The following is a 16,835-nucleotide window of genomic DNA, read 5'->3' as shown; positions in this document are numbered from 1 at the left end:
CGACCGATTGTTTGCACCGCCCAATGGTTGGCGCCAAACGGTCGGCCGGCTTGCAATCCGAAGGAGGCAAGCGATGCGAGAGGAGGATGAGGCGGAGGACAATCCTTGTCCCGCCGACCCCGCTGGACTGCGGCGGGTCTTCGACACGATCGGCGTGGCGACCGCCCTGCTCGATCGACAGGGGCGCATTGCCGATCTCAACGCGGCGATGCTGCGCGCCATCGGGTGCCGACCGGACCTTCTGATCGGACAGCCCATGGCCGGCGCCTTCGTCTGGGGCGGCCGGGAGGACGCGGCGGACCGCTTCGCCCAGGCGGTGGCCGGCGCGGGGAGGGGGATGGCCCAGGAACTGACCCTGACGGGCGACGGGACATGGTTCGACATCGCGCTGACGCCGCTTCCGGCGGAATCCGGCGGAGAGCCGGCGGGCATCGTCATGACCGCGGCGGACGCCAGCCGCCGCATAACCGCAGAGGCGCGGCTGCGCGGACAGGAGGAACGGCTGCGCGCCGCGCGGGACGAGGTGGCGCGCGCCGGTCAGGCCAAAGTGCGGTTCCTGGCCGCGGCCAGCCACGACCTGCGCCAGCCCGCCCAGTCGCTGACCCTGTTCGGCGCGGTTCTGGCGGAGCGCCTGTCCGACCACCCGCAATTGCCGCTGGTCCAGACGATGAACCGGGCGGTCGAGGCGATGCGCGGCCTGCTCGACGCGCTGCTGGACGTGGCCCGGCTCGACTCCGGGATCGTGTCGCCCGACATGGCGCCCTTCGCCGTGGCCGAGATGCTGGAACGGCTGGAGGCCGACTATGGCCCGCGCGCCGCCGCCAAGGGGCTGAAGCTGCGGGTGCGCCCGCTCAAGGCGCAGGTCCGCAGCGACGCCACCCTGCTGGAACGGCTGCTGCGCCACCTGCTCGACAACGCGGTGCGCTACACGGCGTCGGGCGGCGTGCTCCTGGGCTGCCGGCAGCGGGGCATGATGCTGTGCATCGAGGTGGCGGACACGGGGGTCGGCATTCCCACCGACAAGCTCGATGAGATTTTCGAGGAGTTCGTACAGCTCGGCAATGCCGAACGCGACCGCAGCCGTGGCCTCGGCCTCGGGCTGGCGGTGGTGAAGCGGCTGTCGCATCTGCTCGGCCTGCCGGTCCGCGTGCGGTCGCGTCCGGGGCGGGGCACATGCTTTACGGTGGAGGTTCCCTTGCACGCATCCTGGAATCCCAACGGCACGGAACGCGCCATGCCATGCCTGGACCGTCCCGGCGCGCTGGCCCTGATCATCGACGACGAGGAGTTGATCCTGCAAAGCCTGCGACTGGTGCTGGAGCAGTGGGGCTGGGATGTGCTGGCCGCCGCATCGGGGGAGGAGGCGTTGCGCCAGCTCGACGGGGCGGAGCGGCTTCCCGACGTCATCATCGCCGACTACCGCCTGCGCTTCGGCCGGACGGGGGTGGACGCCATCCGCGACATCCACGCCTTCGCCGGTGACCTCATCCCGGCGATCCTGCTGACCGGCGACACCAGCCCCGACCGCATCCGCGAGGCGCGGCGCAGCGGCTTCACCGTCCTGCACAAGCCGGTCACCCTGTCGGAGCTGTCGTCCCATCTGGAGGAGGCGCGGGGGCGCGCCGCGGCGGAATGACCGGCGGAACGGTCGTTGAGGCCGCGGCGTCTACCGCCGCAGGCCCCTCACGATCTCCAGATAGTCCGGCTCATCCGGCGTCAGCCAGCCGTGACGGACCATGAAATCGATGACGACGAGATTCACGTTGAACTTCCAGTCCTTCGTCGCGCGCACCGACTCCGCGACGCGGTCCAGCGGCCACAGCTCGAACCGCTCGACCTCGCCGTCGGTGTTTTGCGGGACGAAATCCGCGTCGAGCTCCAGGTCGTAGAGGAACAGCGTGTCCTGCTTCAGCCCGGCCTCCGTCTCCATGCGGTAGGTGACGGCCCCGACGGGGACGGCGCGGGACGCCAGGGCGGCGTCGATGCCCGCCTCCTCCTGCGCTTCCTTGACGAGGTTCTCCGCCAGCGTCAGGCCGATCGGCTGGCCGCCGGCGATCATGTTGTCGAGCTTGCCCGGCGCCACCTCGCGGTCGCGGGCACGGCGCCCGATCCACAGGGACAGGCCGCCGTCCGGCCGGCGGACGAAGCCGTTGACGTGCAGCCCGTAGGCGGGGATGCCGAATTGCGCCACCACCGCGCGGTCGATGCGCATCAGCGGTTCCGCACCCCAGGCCGGCGTGACCGGGTAGAACTCGCCGCGCAGCGCGGTGACCGCCCCCGTCTCGACGATGAACTGGGCGGCGTGCGCCAGCACCGAGGACCGCGCCTCGAAGTCGCGGACCTCCGGGGCCAGCGTCACCCGGTCGGCGGTGACGACGAAGCCCGGATCGACGCCGGGAAGCTGCTCGGCCAGCGCGTGGCGGACCCAGCCGAGACGATGCCCCTCCAACTCGAACGGACGGAAGCCGGACAGGTCGTGCGCGTTGCACGCGCGGATGTGGTCGAGAAAGCTCATGCGACTCCGTGTATCCGCAGCGCCCCCCGCCGTGCAACCGTTCTTCCGTGAACCGGCTCCGCGCCGACCGTTCCGTCGTCCTGGGGCGATGCCAGGCGGGGGCGATGCCAGCCCGTTGCAAAGGACAGGCTTGCGGCGTACACACACGGCCTATCGGACTCGGGGGACAGGTCGATGCCGGCGGCGTTCGGGGATTTTTCGGTTCTGGTGATCGAAGACGAGAGCTTCACCCGCATGGTGCTGGCGAAGATGCTGGCCACGCTGGGCTTCCGCTCCGTCCATCAGGCCGCCGACGGCGAGGCCGGGCTGGCCGCCGTGCAGGCGCACGACCCCGATCTAGTCGTCTGCGACGTGGAGATGCAGCCGATGGACGGGCTGGGTTTCCTGAAGGCGCTGCGGACCAGCCCCGACGCCCGCCACCGCGCGCTGCCGGTGGTCTTCATGACGAACCGCGCCGACCAGGGCCGGATGGACGAAGCCGCGGCCTTCGGCGCCGACACCTTCATCGTCAAGCCGGCCACCCCGGCGTCGCTCAAGGAAACGCTGGGCGCCAAGCTTGGCTGAAGGGGTTCGCCTGAGGGCGCCCGGCGGCCTGTGACGGCCCCGCCGGTCACACTTTTTCCCCGACCTGTGGCAGGACTGCAAAAACGCGGCCAAGTGCTTGATTCCAGCCGGCTTCCGGATTCACTGGCGATTGTGCGCCGCAACGGCAAAGGCGGCTCACCCAAATTCTGCCTTGTTGATCTGCTGTGATGAGGCTCACCATCCTTCTTTGGAAGGTGTGGACCGCGCCGATCGCCCATGCGTTAATATCCGGAGGCACGGCGGTGGTCACAGGCATGGAAGTGTGTTGTTAAGAAATAGACGGCACACTTAACGTTAACCGTAGCGCCTTAGTGGGTTAAGGCGCGTGGATGCACTGGAGGTCGATGGGTGATCGGCGAAGTCCAGCGAGTCCCCGACGAACGGCATCCGGGCCGCGGTCCGGAAGCCGGCTGGAAGTTTCAACCCCATCGAACTTCGTTGCTTTTGCCGTCCTTTCCGCCGGTGCTTGCACGCCGGCTTTCCCGGACAACCCGGCCGCGTGGTCTATTACTGACGACCGGTGTGTCCGACCGACCGTCTTTTCAGGCTATCAAGGCTTTCCTCCTGGAAAGCTTTAGGTCGAGCATTACATTCAGTTTTGAAGCATTCGAGTTTAGCACTCCGAAGGGGGCGCTTCATTTGAAGGGCAACTGGATAAAAGGTCTGGCTTTCGACGGTGAGCGGGGGTGCCGCGGGACCGTTGTGTCCGTGACGCCCCAGAGATCGCACCTGCGGCAGGTGCCGCCCCCGCCGCCCGGGTCCCCCGGCGGCAGCCCCGACGCATCGGACTAAGAGACACGGAGAGCGGAATGTTCCCGGCCGACGAACTGTTCACGCGCTACACACAGTCCTACGAGGGGCGCCGTGAGGTCGAGATGAGCCTCACGGAATACCTCCAGGAATGCCGCGACGACCCGATGATGTATGCCTCCGCGCCGGAGCGCATCCTCGCCGCCATCGGCGAACCGGAAGTCGTCGACACCGCCAAGGACCCGCGCCTTGGCCGAATCTTCATGAACCGGACGATCAAGATCTATCCGGCCTTCGCCGACTTCTACGGCATGGAGGAGACGATCGAGCGGATCGTCGGCTTCTTCCGCCACGCCGCCCAGGGTCTGGAGGAGCGCAAGCAGATCCTCTACCTGCTGGGCCCGGTGGGCGGCGGCAAGTCGTCGCTGGCGGAGCGGCTGAAGTCGCTGATGGAGAAATGCCCGGTCTATGTCCTGAAGGCCGGCAAGGAGGTCAGCCCGGTCTTCGAAAGCCCGCTCGGCCTCTTCAATCCCGACGAGATGGGCGACCTGCTGGAGGACCGCTACGGCATCCCGCGCCGCCGCCTGACCGGCCTGATGAGCCCGTGGGCGGTGAAGCGGCTGGACGAGTTCGGCGGCGACATCTCGCGCTTCCGCGTCGTCAAGCTGCATCCCAGCAAGCTGCGCCAGATCTGCGTCACCAAGACCGAGCCGGGCGACGAGAACAACCAGGACATCTCCTCGCTGGTCGGCAAGGTCGATATCCGCAAGCTGGAGATGTACAGCCAGAACGATCCCGACGCCTACAGCTTCTCCGGAGGCCTGAACCGGGCCAGCCAGGGCCTGCTGGAATTCGTCGAGATGTTCAAGGCCCCGATCAAGATGCTCCACCCGCTGCTGACGGCGACCCAGGAGGGCAACTACGTCGGTTCGGAGAACATCGGCGCCATCCCGTTCCAGGGCATCATCCTCGCCCACTCGAACGAGGCGGAGTGGCAGTCCTTCAAGAACAACAAGAACAACGAAGCCTTCATCGACCGCATCTGCGTCATCAAGGTCCCCTACTGCCTGCGCGTGCAGGAGGAGCAGCGGATCTACGACAAGCTGGTCAAGGGCTCCGACCTCGCGACCGCGCCCTGCGCGCCGTCGACCCTGGAGATGCTGGCGAAGTTCTCGGTGCTGTCGCGCATGCGCGACCATCCGAACTCCAGCCTCTACTCCAAGATGCGCGTCTATGACGGCGAGAGCATGAAGGAGACCGACCCCAAGGCCAAGTCCATGCAGGAATACCGCGACCAGGCGGGCGTGGACGAGGGCATGGACGGCATCTCCACCCGCTTCGCCTTCAAGGTTCTGGCCGCGACCTTCAACTACGACTCCAACGAGATCTCGGCCGATCCCGTGCACCTGATGTACATCCTGGAGCAGTCGATCAAGCGGGAGCAGTTCCCCGACGACACCGAGAAGAAGTACATCGAGTTCATCAAGGCCGAACTGGCGCCGCGCTACGCGGAGTTCATCGGGAACGAGATCCAGAAGGCGTATCTGGAATCCTACAGCGACTACGGGCAGAACCTGTTCGACCGCTATGTGGATTATGCCGACGCGTGGATCGAGGACCAGGACTTCAAGGACCCGGACACCGGCCAGCTGATGAACCGCGAGCTTCTGAACCAGGAGCTGACCAAGATCGAGAAGCCCGCCGGGATCGCCAACCCGAAGGACTTCCGAAACGAGGTCGTCAAGTTCGCGCTGCGCGCGCGGGCGGCGAACGCCGGGCGCAACCCCTCCTGGACGTCCTACGAGAAAATCCGTGAGGTGATCGAGAAACGCATGTTCTCCCAGGTGGAGGATCTGCTTCCGGTCATCAGCTTCGGGTCCAAGAAGGACGGCGAGACCGAGAAGAAGCACAACGAGTTCGTGTCGCGCATGATGTCGCGCGGCTACACCGAGCGGCAGGTCCGCCGGTTGGTCGAGTGGTACATGCGCGTGAAGCAGGCCGGCTGACGGCCCGCTTCGCCACACGAGCGTGAACGGGTAGGAGGGGCTCCCCCTTGATGAACATCATCGACCGTCGCCTGAATCCGCAAGGCAAGAGCCTGGCCAACCGCCAGCGTTTCCTGCGCCGTGCCAAGGAGCAGGTGGTGAAGGCGGTGCGGGATGCCTCCGGCAAACGCGGCATCCAGGACATCGAAAACGGCGAGAAGGTGACCATCTCGACCGGCGGCGTTCGGGAGCCCTCCTTCCACCGCTCCGGGGCCGGCGGCGTGCGCGACTACGTCGTGCCGGGCAACAAGGAGTATGTGGAGGGAGACACCATCGCGCGGCCCGAGAGCGGCGGCGGTCGCGGCGGCAACGAAGGCAGTCCGGACGGGGAGGGCGACGACGATTTCCGCTTCGTCCTCTCCCGCGAGGAGTTCCTGGACATCTTCCTGGAGGACCTGGAGCTTCCCGACCTCGTCAAGCAGAAGGTCAAGCAGACGGAATCCCACTCGCTGACGCGGGCGGGCTATTCGGTGACCGGCTCGCCGGCCAACCTGAACCTCGTCCGCACCATGCGCAACAGCCTCAGCCGGCGCATCGCGCTGAAGCGCCCCAAGCCGGCGGATATGCTGGAGCTGGAGGAGCTTCTGCGCGAGGCGGAGGACCGTGGCGAGGATCCGGAGAAGCTGCGGGAGATGCGCGACCAGTTGGAGCGGCATTACCTCCGCTCCAAGCGCATCCCCTTCATCGACCCGATCGACGTCCGCTACAACCGGTTCGAGACGGTTCCGAAGCCCATCGCGCAGGCGGTCATGTTCTGCCTGATGGACGTTTCCGGCTCGATGACCGAGCACATGAAGGATCTCGCCAAGCGCTTCTTCATGCTGCTCTATCTGTTCCTGAAGCGGCGCTACCGGTCGGTCGACATCGTCTTCATCCGCCACACCCACGAGGCCAAGGAAGTGGACGAGGACACGTTCTTCTACTCCACCGAGACCGGCGGCACCGTGGTCTCCACGGCGCTCGAGGAGATGCAGCGCATCGTGAAGGAGCGCTATCCGGAGAACGAGTGGAACATCTACGCCGCCCAGGCGTCGGACGGCGACAACATGTCGTCGGACAACGCGCGGTCGGCGGGCCTGCTGCGGGATGGCATCCTGCCGCTGTGCCAGTACTTCGCCTACATCGAGGTCGCGGCGGAGCACAACATGGGCCTGTCGGCGCTGGGCCGCGAGACGGAGCTGTGGCGGACCTACAAGACGGTGCAGGGGCCGGACCTGCCGATCGCCATGCGCCGTGTCCGCTCCCGCCGGGAGATCTTCCCGGTCTTCCGCGACCTGTTCGCCCGCGAGAAGGCGGGGGCGTAGGCGTCTCCTTGCCCCCACCCCAACCCTCCCCCGCTGACGCAGGGGAGGGGGCTTCGTTTCCCTCCCCTGCGAAGCGAGGGAGGGTCAGGGAGGGGGCAATGCCCGCCACCGCAAGGCCGCATCAAGAATCGGGGCCAACACCCCGCAGAGCATCGAGAGGACGTGAGGCATGACCGCTGTGATCGACAAGCCCGACAGCCTGCTCTACGATGGGGCGGACTGGGATTACGACAAGATCAAGCGCGTCTACGACGCCATCGAGGACATCGCCCTGAAGGACATGGGCCTCAGCGTCTATCCCAACCAGATCGAGGTCATCACCGCCGAGCAGATGCTCGACGCCTATTCGTCCATCGGCATGCCGCTGATGTACAAGCACTGGTCCTTCGGCAAGCATTTCGCCCGTGACGAGATGCTCTACCGCAAGGGCTACCGCGGCCTTGCTTATGAAATCGTCATCAACTCCAGCCCCTGCATCAGCTACATCATGGAAGAAAACACCATGACGATGCAGACGCTGGTGATCGCCCACGCCGCCTTCGGCCACAACCACTTCTTCAAGAACAACCAGCTCTTCCAGCAGTGGACGGACGCCGAGGGCATCCTCGACTATTTGGAATTCGCCAAGTCCTACATCGCCCAGTGCGAGGACCGCTACGGCCACCACGCCGTGGAACGGGTGCTCGACGCCGCCCACGCGCTGATGAACCAGGGCGTGCACAAGTACCCGAAGAAGCGCAGCCTCGACCTGCGGCTGGAGCAGAAGCGCGAGCGGGAGCGGCAGGAGTACCAGGAGCAGACCTTCAACGACCTGTGGCGCACCGTGCCGAAGGTCGCCGTCGGCGGCAACCGCCCGTCCAAGTCGGTGTCGGAGCGCAAGAAGCTGCTCGGCCTGCCCGAAGAGAACCTGCTCTATTTCCTGGAGAAGAAGGCGCCGCGGCTGGAGCATTGGCAGCGCGAGATTCTTCGTATCGTCCGCCACATGGCCCAGTATTTCTACCCGCAGAAGCAGACCAAGCTGATGAACGAGGGGTGTGCGACCTACACCCACTACACCATCCTGAACGAGATGCACCGGCGGGGGATGATCAGCGAAGGGGCGACGCTGGAATTCCTGCATTCGCACACCTCGGTGGTGTTCCAGCCGGAGTTCGACGACCAGCGCTTCTCAGGCATCAACCCCTACGCGCTCGGCTTCGCGATGATGCAGGACATCCAGCGCATCGCCGAGAACCCGACGGACGAGGACCGCTACTGGTTCCCCGACCTCGCCGGGCGGGGCGACGGCATGGGTGCGCTGCGCGACGCCTGGGCCAATTTCCGCGACGAGAGCTTTGTCCTCCAGTATCTCAGCCCGCACCTGATGCGGAAGTTCAAGATGTTCAGCGTGCGCGACGACGCGGAAGACCCTTATCTGCTGGTCGAGAACATCCACAACGAGCGCGGCTACCGCGGCATCCGCAAGCTGCTGGCGCGGCAGTACGACCTGGGCTTCCTGGAGCCGGACATCCAGATCGTCGACGTCGATCTGGCCGGCGACCGCAAGCTGATCCTGCACCACCGCGTGACCAACGGCGTGCTGCTGGACGAGAGCGACGCCAAGGCGGTGCTGCGCCACATCGCCAACCTGTGGGGCTACGAAGTCCAGCTCGTCGAGGTGTCGGCCCTGTCCGACGCCATCCTGAAGGAGCACGCGGTCACCGCGCCGAGCGGCATCGGGGGGTGATTGGGGAGTAATGCCCCCACCCCGGCCCTCCCCCGCTAACGCAGGGGAGGGTGCCTTTTGCGAGGCGGCGGCAGTCCCCTCCCCTGCGAGAGCGGGGGAGGGTTAGGGTGGGGGCGACGCCTCCGGGTCCAGCGTGTACAGCTCCTGCGGGCGCCCCACGCCGCGCAGCAGGTAACGCCCGACCGAGATCAGCCGCTCCCGGCACTCCGGGGCGGACTCGGTGAAGGCGGAGGACAGCAGAATGTCCTGGTCGAGCGACCGGCACATGGCGGCGATGCGGCTGGCCTCGTTCACCGCGGGACCGACCACGGTGAAGTCCAGCCGGTCCACCCCGCCGATGTTGCCGTAGAACACCTTCCCCTGGTGCAGCCCGAGATAGAAGCGCGTCACCGGCAGCCCGGCGGCGGAGCGGCGGGCGTTCAGTTCCTTGCAGCGCTCCCGCGCCTCCTCCGCCGCGTCGAGGGCGGCGCGGCAGGCGTCCTCGGCGCTGGAGCGGTCGAAGACCGCCAGGATGCCGTCGCCGATGAACTTCAGCACCTGCCCGTGATGCCGGTGGATCGCCGTCACCACCAGTTCCGCGTAGTCGTTCAGCAGCGGCAGGATGGTTTCCGGGGCCGCGGTGTCGGTGATGCGGGTGAAGCCCTGGAGGTCGCTGAACCACAGCACGGCGTCCAGCTCCTCCGCGACGCCGCGGCGGATGTGGCCGCGCAGCACCCGGTGGCCGGCGTCCCGCCCCAGATAGGTCTCCGCCAGCGTGTTGGCGATGTGCGCCATGGCGTGGCCGCGCAGCGCCAGCGCCAGGCTGCCGGTCAGGGTGAGCAAAGCGTCGCGCTGGGCGTCGCTGAAGCCGTCCGGATGGTGTGACACCCAGGACGAGAAGATGCAGTCCAGCTCCCCGATGGCGGCGCGGGGGCCGAGGCGGTTGACGATGGCCATGTAGTCGGTGGCGCCCTGCGCCCGCAGCTCGTCGACGATCGGGAACTCGCCGCCCTCCGTGCCGTCGGTCAGCCGCAGGCGCAGCATCGTCTCGCCGGAGGTGTAGAGCCGGTGGAAGGGGCTGCGCAGCCATTTCTCGTCGATGTCGGGATCGCTGCCGTCGCCGCCATACTCGGTCCGGCGCACCTCCGCGGCGTTGCGCCCGCTGCTGTCCCAGGTGACGACATGGCCGGCGATGGTCGGGTGCAGCGTGTCCGCCCCGACCACCGTTCGGGTCAGCGGCACGCCCGCCGCGACCAGCCGTTCGCAGAAGCCGCCGATGAGGTCCGTCTCCGGCACCCCCCGCAGCCCGGCCTCCGCGATCCAGCGGCTGAGGTCGAGAATCCCTTGCGCATCCATGCCCGCCATCCTGCCACAGGTCGCGCCCTTCGGGAACGGAGGGTCAGCGGCGGGACAGGGCGTCCGCGACGAAGGCCGTGACCGTTCCGAAGTCGCCGGTTGTCCGCAATTCGGCGGGCATGGCCTGAAAGTCAAGCTCCGGTCCGAAACCGATCATAGGCTTTCCGAAGCGCAGGGCGAGCCGGACCTCGTCCAAGGTCCCGTGGCGGCCCGGCAGGACGACGATCACGTCGCTGGTCAGGATGTTGACGTGGTTGCGGCTCAGCTCCGCCAACGGCGCGCCGGCCGGCTTGCGCGCGAAGGGCGTCAGGATGGGCAGGTCGATGTAGGGGTTGGGGTAGCCGGGCAGGGGCGCATGGCCGTGGATCGGGTCGGGCTCGGACGGCAGGATGCCGATGGAGCGGCCCCGGCGCCCCGGCGTGCCGTGGAAGGCCCTTGCGGCCGACCGCATCACTCCGCCGCCGCCGCCGGTCAGCAGGTCGTGTCCGGCACCGGCGATCCACGCGCCGAGCGGCTCGGCGTATTCCGCCCATTCCTCCTGCCCCGACCCCATCACCCCGATGATCGCCATATCCGTCCGCCTTTCCGTTACCGTCCGCGTGGTTTCGCCCGCGCCGTCGGTTCGGCCTCCAGCGGGTTGTCGGGCCAATAGTGCTTGGGATACTGCCCCTTGAGGTCGGCCTTCACCGCCTTGTAGGCGTTGGCCCAGAAGCTGGCGAGGTCGCGCGTCACCTGCACCGGTCGGCGCGCCGGGGACAGCAGATGCAGCAGCAGCGGCACCCGCTCGCCGGCGATGCGCGGCGTCTCGGCCAGCCCGAACATCTCCTGGAGCCGGACGGCCAGCACCGGCTCGTCCCCGCTGTAATCGATGGGGATGCGGGAGCCGCTGGGCACCTCGACATGGGTCGGCGCCTCCTTGTCCAGCCGCTGCTGCATCGCCCAGGGCAGCAGCCCGCGCAGCGCGTTGCCCAGCTCCACCCGGTCGAGATGGGCGCGGCGCGAGGCGCCGTTCAGGAAGGGCGCCAGCCACTCCTCCATCGTCTCCAGCAGGGCGGTGTCGGAAACGTCCGGCCACTCCTCCCCCTCCCGGCGGCGCAGGAACAGGACGCGCGTCTGCCACTTGCGCAGCTCGTCGGTCCAGGGCAGGGCGGTCAGTCCCATCTCCCGGATGCCCTCCAGCATGGCGGCGGCGATGGCCTCGGCGGGCGGGTTGGGCAGGCGCTTGTCCTCCAGCGCCAGGGCGAACAGCATGCGGCGGCGGCGGGCCAGCACCGTCTGCTCCCGCCCGTCCCAGGCGACCACGGTCTCGCTGCGGATGTGCTCGGCGAAGGCCTCCTCCAGTTCGGCCAGGGTGAGTGGGGCGGCGAGGAAGATGCGCGATTCGCGGGCCGCCCCGTCCAGGTCGGCGACGGCCAGCCAGTCCTCGGCGCTCAGCGGCTCGGCGTCCTGGAAATAGGCGCCGCGCCCGTTGGACAGCCGGTATTGCGCGGCGGCCCCGCCCGTACTGCCGCCGGGACGGCGCTGGCCGATGCGGTCGGGATAGGCGAGGGCGACCAGCAGGCCGGTGGCGCCGAGATCGCCACCATTGCCCTTCACGCCCAACTGGCGCTTCCAATTCCGGGCCTGCTTCAACGCCTGCTGGGCACCGCCGCGCTCCACGGTGAGGCCGCGACCCGCGCCGCGCACCCGCCCGTCATCGTCCAGCCCGCGCAGCAGCTCCACGCGCAGCCGCAGGTCGGCGTCGCGGAAACCGGGCTGGGCGCGGACGATGTCGCGCTCGCCGAGCAGGGCGGCGACCTCGCAGGCCAGCGCGCCCAGCCCCATCGCCTTGCCCTTCAGCATCATGTGGGCCAGCCGGGGGTGCACGCCGAAGCCGGCCATGCGACGGCCATGGGCGGTGATGCCGCCGTCGGCATCCAGCGCCCCCAGCTCGCGCAGCAGCTCCCGCGCCTGGGACATGGCGGCGGCGGGCGGCGGGTCGAGCCAGGCGAGCGACGACGGATCGGCGACTCCCCACACCGCCAGCTCCAGCGCCAGCGGGGCGAGGTCGGCGTCCATGATCTCCGGCGGGGTGAAGGGGGCCAGCGCCTTGTGCGACGGCTCCGGCCACAGGCGGTAGCAGACGCCGGGCTCCAGCCGGCCGGCGCGGCCCCGCCGCTGCTCCGCCGACGCCTGGGAGACCTTGGCGGTGACCAGCCGGGTCATGCCGCTGCGCGGGTCGAAGCGGGGGACGCGCATCAGCCCGCCGTCCACGACGATGCGGATGCCCTCAATGGTCAGGCTGGTCTCGGCGATCGGGGTGGCGAGCACGATCTTGCGCGTGCCCGCCGGGCTGGGGGCGATGGCGCGGTCCTGCGCGTCCGCCGTCAGGTCGCCGTAGAGCGGGGCGATCACCGTGCCGGGGCCGAGGTCCGCCGACTCCAGAAGGCTCTGCACCCGCCGGATCTCTCCGGCGCCGGGCAGGAAGACCAGCGCGTTGCCGCTCTCCTCGCGCAGGGCGCGGCGGACGGCGGCGGCCACGGCGTCCTCGACGCGGGTGCCGCCGCTGGTGTTGGTGGCGGGGGCGTCGAGGTGGCGGGTCTCCACCGGGAAGGCGCGGCCCTCGCTGGTGACCATCGGCGCGCCGCCGAGCAGGGTGGCGACGGGCGCGCCGTCCAGCGTCGCCGACATCACCACCAGCCGCAGGTCGTCGCGCAGCGCGCCGCGCGCTTCCTGCACCAGGGCCAGCGCCAGATCGCTGTCGATGCCACGCTCGTGGAACTCGTCGAACAGCACGGCGCCGACCGTCGGCAGCTCGGGGTCCTCCTGAAGCTGGCGCAGGAACAGGCCGTCGGTCACCACCTCGATCCGGGTCTTCGGCCCGACCTTGGTGTCCAGCCGCACGCGGTAGCCGACCGTCTCGCCGACGCTTTCCCCCAGCATCGCGGCCATGCGGCGGGCGGCGGCGCGGGCGGCCAGCCGCCGCGGCTCCAGCACGATCACCTTGCGCCCGGCCAGCCAGGGCCGGTCGAGCAGGGCCAACGGCACGCGGGTCGTCTTGCCGGCCCCCGGCGGCGCCTGGAGCACCGCCACGCCACGCCCGTCCAGCGCGGCCAGCAGCTCGGGAAGCACGGGATCGATGGGAAGGGGCGGGATGCTCATGGACTCTGTGAACCAGTGGAGAAGGGCGCCGCCCGTGTTCCTGGCAGCGGCGGGCGCCCCGGTCAAGCCTTCCTCCGGGACGCCCCGGCTATTCGCCTCCTTCCTTGCAGAAGACCCCCGCCTCGCCGTCGTGGGTGAAGAGCCCGGCGTAGCGGGCCCAGCCGGTCACGGCGTTCAACGTCTCCTTGGCGTAATCCTCGCTCATGACGGCCTCCAGTTCGCGGGCGAACGGGGCGTAGGGAACGCGGTGGTCGGGACGCTCCGACAGGGCGGCGTGAATGTGCGCGGCGAGCGGCACGAAATGGACGAGATGCTCGGCGAACAGCGCCTTGCGGTCGTCCATCCCGGCCTCGGCGAACAGGCGGCCCGGCTCGGTCAGCCGGATGTCGCCCTCCGCCACCTCGGCGAATCCCAGCATCTGCAGCGTCTCGGCGATGGGGAAGAGGTCGTCGATCTCGTGCCGGAGCGTCGCCGCGAGGTGCGGCAGATCCGCCTTGCCGTGGTAGGGCGGGGCGGCCAGCGTCTCCATCAGGCCGGACAGCCGGTTGGTCGAGACGTGCTGGAGCGGCTCGGCGTAGACCGGCCGCGGACGCCCAGAGCCCGCCGCCGGTGTGGTCAGCGGCTTGCGCGCGGTCATCCGGCCGTAGATGTCGTCGACCAGATCGCGGAAGTCCGGGGCCAGCCGGTTGCGCGGGTGCGGGATATCGACCCGGATCTCCGCCGCCACGCGGCCCGGGTTGGAGGCGAAGACCAGGATGCGGTCGCACATCAGCACCGCCTCCTCGATGTTGTGGGTGACCATCAGGATCGACCGGGTCGGCAGCTTGCGCTCCATCCACAGGTCGAGCAGGTCGGTGCGCAGCGTCTCCGCCGTCAGCACGTCGAGCGCCGAGAAGGGCTCGTCCATCAGCAGGATTTCCGGATGGACGACCAGCGCGCGGGCGAAGCCGACGCGCTGGCGCATCCCGCCGGACAGCTCCTTGGGATAGGCGCTCTCGAAGCCCGACAGGCCGATCAGGTCGATGGCCTCCTCGGCGCGCGCCGCCGCCTCGTTCGCCAGAACGCGCAGCGCCTTCAACCCGGCCAGCACATTCTCCTCGACGGTCAGCCAGGGGAACAGCGCGAAGGACTGGAACACCATCGCCACCCCGTCGGTCGGCCCGGCCACCGGCGCGCCGTGATGCAGGACTTGTCCGGAGGTCGGCTGGGCCAGCCCGGCGACGATGCGCAGCAGCGTGGACTTGCCCGAGCCGGAGCGGCCGAGCAGCCCGACGATCTCGCCGTCGCGCAGCGTCAGGTCCACGCCGTCGAGCACGACATACGGCGGACCGGAGGCCTTGCGGTAGGCTTGCCGGACGCCGCGGAGTTCGAAAAGGGGGGAGCTCTGCGTCATGATACGGCCTCCGTCAGGCAAGGCGCAGGCGGCGTTCGGCGTAGCCATAGAGCGGACGCCAGAGCAGCCGGTTGAGCAGGGTGACGAACAGGGACATCACGGCGATGCCGAGCACGATGCGCGGGTAGTCCCCGGCGGCGGTCGCCTGGGCGATGTAGCTGCCCAGCCCGTGCGCGGTGACCTCGGCGTCGCCCCAGCGCACCGCCTCGGCGACGATGCTGGCGTTCCACGAGCCGCCCGCCGCGGTCACGGCGCCGGTCAGGTAGTAGGGGAAGACGCCGGGCAGCATGACGTCGCGCCACCACTGCCAGCCGCGGATGCGGAAGCTGGAGGCCGCCTCCTTGAGGTCGCTGGGGAAGGCGGCGGTTCCGGCGACGACGTTGAACAGGATGTACCACTGCGTGCCCAGGATCATCAGCGGGCTGAGCCAGACGTCCGGGTTCAGGTCGAAGCGCAGGATGGTGACGACGGCGACCGGGAACAGCAGGTTGGCCGGAAAGGCGGCCAGGAACTGCGCCAGCGGCTGGACCATCTCGGCGAGGCGCGGGCGCAGCCCGATCAGCACGCCGAGCGGCACCCAGACGAGCGAGGCGATGGCGATCAGCACCATGACGCGCAGCAGCGTCGCCGCCCCGAGCAGCAGCACGGTCCCGACGTCGCTCCAGCCGGCGCCGCCGGCGATGAACCGTACCAGGGTCCAGCCCAGGGCGAGCGCCGCCACCGCGACGACCGCGTACCACACCCGGTCGAGCGTGCGTTCGAGCGCGGGGGATGGCGGGCCGGCGATCCGGCGGCGCAGGGTCGGGGGTAGGGCGGCGGCGAGAGAGAAGAGGGGCGACAGGCGCAGCCACGCCACCCGGCCGAGCAGGGCCTCGACCGGCGCCAGCAGCGAGCGGCAGACGCGGGTGCGCTGGAACAGCCGAAGCACCCAGGACTCGGGCGCCTCCTGCGCGCCGGTCTGCTCGACGCGGAACTTGTCGGCCCAGGCGACCAGCGGGCGGAACAGGAACTGGTCGTAGAGCAGGATGACCGCCAGCATCGCCAGCACCGCCCAGCCAACGGCGCCGAGGTCCTTCTGCGTGATCGCTTCTGCCAGATAGGAGCCGATGCCGGGCAGCGTGACGGTGCGGTCGCCGACGGTGATCGCCTCCGACGCGACGACGAAGAACCAGCCACCGGACATCGACATCATCATGTTCCAGACCAGCCCCGGCATGGCGAAGGGCGCCTCCAGCCTCCAGAAGCGCTGCCAGCCGGAGAAGAGGAAGCTGGTGGCCGCTTCGTCCAGGTCGCGCGGCACCGAGCGCAGCGACTGGTAGACGCTGAAGGTCATGTTCCAGGCCTGGCTGGTGAAGATGGCGAAGATCGCCGCGCATTCGGCGCCCAGCACGCTGCCGGGGAACAGCGACAGGAAGAAGACCACGGTGAAGGAGATGTAGCCGAGCACCGGCACCGACTGGAGCACGTCCAGCATGGGGATCAGCACCATGCCGGCCCGGCGGCTCTTGGCCGCCAATGTGGCGTAGGTGAAGGTGAAAAGCAGCGAGGCCGCCATCGCCGCCAGCATGCGCAGCGTCGAGCGCAGCGCGTAGTCCGGCAGGTTCCAGGGGTCGAGCGAGACGGCCGGCGCGTCGAGGCTCGCCAGGGGTGCCGCCATCTGGTGACCGCCGACGGCGGCCAGGGCGAGCAGGCCGACGACCAGCGGCAGGGCCACGAGGTCCCAGCGGTTGGGCGTGGCGGCCGCCGTCTTCACGGAAACGCTTGTCTGGGTCCAGACCATGGCCCCTCCATCCTGCGGCCGGATCGGAGTCCGGTCGCGTTCGGCATGCGCAATCGGCGTGTGCAGGCACTGGACGCCGTCCGGCGTCGGGTGGGCGTCAAGGGTGGGGGAAAGCGGTCAGCCCGGCGCTGGCGGCGGCAAGGGCGCGTGGAGCGGCATCGGAATGGTGATGGAAGACGTCACCATGGTTCACCTGTGCGGCAGTCGGCATCACGGCCGGCCGTGGCGAACCTGCGAAAAGGTCAGCCCAGGATCGGCAGA

At 69.0% G+C, this 16,835-nt stretch carries 12 protein-coding genes; 5 read left to right on the top strand and 7 right to left on the bottom strand.

Annotated elements, in window-relative coordinates; genetic code table 11:
* Window positions 1-73 precede the first annotated feature (73 nt).
* Window positions 74-1,636, top strand: a complete 1,563-nt coding sequence (locus tag ACFPMG_RS09995) for a PAS domain-containing hybrid sensor histidine kinase/response regulator (RefSeq protein WP_376994988.1) — start codon at window positions 74-76, stop codon at window positions 1,634-1,636.
* A 30-nt stretch (window positions 1,637-1,666) separates the two neighbouring features.
* Here the strand turns inward: ACFPMG_RS09995 and ACFPMG_RS09990 are convergent, their stop codons facing one another.
* Complete coding sequence (locus ACFPMG_RS09990) at window positions 1,667-2,515, bottom strand: DUF4743 domain-containing protein (RefSeq protein WP_376994987.1); 849 nt, start codon at window positions 2,513-2,515, stop codon at window positions 1,667-1,669.
* A 174-nt stretch (window positions 2,516-2,689) separates the two neighbouring features.
* Here ACFPMG_RS09990 and ACFPMG_RS09985 point away from each other — a divergent pair, with 174 nt between their 5' ends.
* Complete coding sequence (locus tag ACFPMG_RS09985) at window positions 2,690-3,079, top strand: response regulator (RefSeq protein WP_376994986.1); 390 nt, start codon at window positions 2,690-2,692, stop codon at window positions 3,077-3,079.
* A 46-nt stretch (window positions 3,080-3,125) separates the two neighbouring features.
* On the opposite strand, the gene ACFPMG_RS09980 is transcribed toward ACFPMG_RS09985, so the two are convergent.
* Window positions 3,126-3,356 carry a hypothetical protein gene (locus ACFPMG_RS09980; RefSeq protein ID WP_376994985.1) on the bottom strand — a complete coding sequence of 77 codons (231 nt, stop codon included), beginning with the start codon at window positions 3,354-3,356 and terminating at the stop codon, window positions 3,126-3,128.
* 553 nt (window positions 3,357-3,909) lie between these two features.
* On the opposite strand from ACFPMG_RS09980, the gene ACFPMG_RS09975 reads away from it, so the two are divergent.
* The 3 genes from ACFPMG_RS09975 to ACFPMG_RS09965 all read left to right on the top strand — a co-directional run bounded on the left by ACFPMG_RS09975 (window position 3,910) and on the right by ACFPMG_RS09965 (window position 8,925).
* Window positions 3,910-5,856, top strand: a complete 1,947-nt coding sequence (locus ACFPMG_RS09975) for a PrkA family serine protein kinase (RefSeq protein WP_376994984.1) — start codon at window positions 3,910-3,912, stop codon at window positions 5,854-5,856.
* A 50-nt stretch (window positions 5,857-5,906) separates the two neighbouring features.
* Window positions 5,907-7,199: a YeaH/YhbH family protein gene (locus ACFPMG_RS09970; protein WP_376994983.1), complete on the top strand. Its 1,293-nt coding sequence runs from the start codon at window positions 5,907-5,909 to the stop codon at window positions 7,197-7,199.
* Between the two features lie 169 nt (window positions 7,200-7,368).
* Window positions 7,369-8,925: a SpoVR family protein gene (locus ACFPMG_RS09965; RefSeq protein ID WP_376994982.1), complete on the top strand. Its 1,557-nt coding sequence runs from the start codon at window positions 7,369-7,371 to the stop codon at window positions 8,923-8,925.
* A 102-nt stretch (window positions 8,926-9,027) separates the two neighbouring features.
* On the opposite strand, the gene ACFPMG_RS09960 is transcribed toward ACFPMG_RS09965, so the two are convergent.
* The 5 genes from ACFPMG_RS09960 to ACFPMG_RS09940 all read right to left on the bottom strand — a co-directional run bounded on the left by ACFPMG_RS09960 (window position 9,028) and on the right by ACFPMG_RS09940 (window position 16,574).
* Entirely contained in the window at window positions 9,028-10,260 is a 1,233-nt protein-coding gene (locus ACFPMG_RS09960) for an adenylate/guanylate cyclase domain-containing protein (protein WP_376994981.1), read from the bottom strand.
* Window positions 10,261-10,303: 43 nt separating this feature from the next.
* A complete protein-coding gene (locus ACFPMG_RS09955; protein WP_376994980.1) occupies window positions 10,304-10,831 on the bottom strand; it encodes an SLOG cluster 4 domain-containing protein in 528 nt (175 codons plus the stop codon).
* 17 nt (window positions 10,832-10,848) lie between these two features.
* The gene (gene hrpB / locus ACFPMG_RS09950; protein WP_376994979.1) at window positions 10,849-13,401 is read right to left on the bottom strand and encodes an ATP-dependent helicase HrpB; all 2,553 of its coding nucleotides are present in this window, start codon (window positions 13,399-13,401) and stop codon (window positions 10,849-10,851) included.
* An 88-nt stretch (window positions 13,402-13,489) separates the two neighbouring features.
* Window positions 13,490-14,794, bottom strand: a complete 1,305-nt coding sequence (locus ACFPMG_RS09945; RefSeq protein WP_376994978.1) for an ABC transporter ATP-binding protein — start codon at window positions 14,792-14,794, stop codon at window positions 13,490-13,492.
* A gap of 13 nt (window positions 14,795-14,807) precedes the next feature.
* Window positions 14,808-16,574 carry an ABC transporter permease gene (locus ACFPMG_RS09940; RefSeq protein WP_376994977.1) on the bottom strand — a complete coding sequence of 589 codons (1,767 nt, stop codon included), beginning with the start codon at window positions 16,572-16,574 and terminating at the stop codon, window positions 14,808-14,810.
* Window positions 16,575-16,835 lie beyond the last annotated feature (261 nt).

Origin of the sequence: Azospirillum himalayense, from assembly GCF_042657465.1 — a bacterium.
GTDB classification, from domain to species: Bacteria; Pseudomonadota; Alphaproteobacteria; order Azospirillales; family Azospirillaceae; genus Azospirillum; species Azospirillum himalayense.
The sequence above is the reverse complement of the archived record's forward strand: the minus strand, read 5'-3'. Positions and strand labels throughout refer to the sequence as shown.

What these genes read in the sequence shown, in the direction of transcription:
- ACFPMG_RS09960 (WP_376994981.1), bottom strand. Translation starts at nt 10,260, where the DNA reads ATGGATGCGCAAGGGATTCTCGACCTCAGCCGCTGGATCGCGGAGGCC.
- ACFPMG_RS09995 (WP_376994988.1), top strand. Translation starts at nt 74, where the DNA reads ATGCGAGAGGAGGATGAGGCGGAGGACAATCCTTGTCCCGCCGACCCC.
- ACFPMG_RS09970 (WP_376994983.1), top strand. Translation starts at nt 5,907, where the DNA reads ATGAACATCATCGACCGTCGCCTGAATCCGCAAGGCAAGAGCCTGGCC.
- ACFPMG_RS09990 (WP_376994987.1), bottom strand. Translation starts at nt 2,515, where the DNA reads ATGAGCTTTCTCGACCACATCCGCGCGTGCAACGCGCACGACCTGTCC.
- ACFPMG_RS09985 (WP_376994986.1), top strand. Translation starts at nt 2,690, where the DNA reads ATGCCGGCGGCGTTCGGGGATTTTTCGGTTCTGGTGATCGAAGACGAG.
- ACFPMG_RS09945 (WP_376994978.1), bottom strand. Translation starts at nt 14,794, where the DNA reads ATGACGCAGAGCTCCCCCCTTTTCGAACTCCGCGGCGTCCGGCAAGCC.
- hrpB (WP_376994979.1), bottom strand. Translation starts at nt 13,401, where the DNA reads ATGAGCATCCCGCCCCTTCCCATCGATCCCGTGCTTCCCGAGCTGCTG.
- ACFPMG_RS09975 (WP_376994984.1), top strand. Translation starts at nt 3,910, where the DNA reads ATGTTCCCGGCCGACGAACTGTTCACGCGCTACACACAGTCCTACGAG.
- ACFPMG_RS09980 (WP_376994985.1), bottom strand. Translation starts at nt 3,356, where the DNA reads ATGCCTGTGACCACCGCCGTGCCTCCGGATATTAACGCATGGGCGATC.
- ACFPMG_RS09940 (WP_376994977.1), bottom strand. Translation starts at nt 16,574, where the DNA reads ATGGTCTGGACCCAGACAAGCGTTTCCGTGAAGACGGCGGCCGCCACG.
- ACFPMG_RS09955 (WP_376994980.1), bottom strand. Translation starts at nt 10,831, where the DNA reads ATGGCGATCATCGGGGTGATGGGGTCGGGGCAGGAGGAATGGGCGGAA.
- ACFPMG_RS09965 (WP_376994982.1), top strand. Translation starts at nt 7,369, where the DNA reads ATGACCGCTGTGATCGACAAGCCCGACAGCCTGCTCTACGATGGGGCG.